General features: G+C 65.1%; 1 protein-coding gene. It reads right to left on the bottom strand.

What is annotated here, in order from left to right; translation table 11 throughout:
- The coding region (locus tag V5F77_RS29215; RefSeq protein WP_429008529.1) for a DNA transposition protein at positions 1-311 on the bottom strand (311 nt) is incomplete at its 3' end.
- Positions 312-367: the final 56 nt, after the last annotated feature.

Raw genomic sequence — 367 nt, 5'->3', positions numbered from 1 at the left:
CGGTCGCGGGTGACGTGGATCAGGGCGATGAAGCGCACCAGATTGATGATGTGCTCGCCGCGTGCCTCGGCCGCGTAGGCGTTGAGCATGTTCTCAGTGACGGCCTCGTCGAGATATTCGGACATGAGGCGCGCAACATCCGTGCGTTGCCGACCGCAGGAGCGCAGTGAGGCACTCACCGCCTTTGAGATGCTCACGGCGATGGAGGCGCCGCGAACCTGCTCGGCCGGAAAAGCGACAACCGGATTGCTCGGCTGCCAGTCCCGCAGGAGGTCCATTTGGCCTATCGGTGCGGTGCGGCGCCGGGTCATGGCAGCACCTGGACCAGACGCAGGACCGCATAAATGGCGGCGAACACGGTGGCGCT

It is taken from the genome of Roseixanthobacter psychrophilus (assembly GCF_043195195.1).
In the GTDB taxonomy this organism is placed as follows: Bacteria; Pseudomonadota; Alphaproteobacteria; order Rhizobiales; family Xanthobacteraceae; genus NCEH01.
The sequence above is the reverse complement of the archived record's forward strand: the minus strand, read 5'-3'. Positions and strand labels throughout refer to the sequence as shown.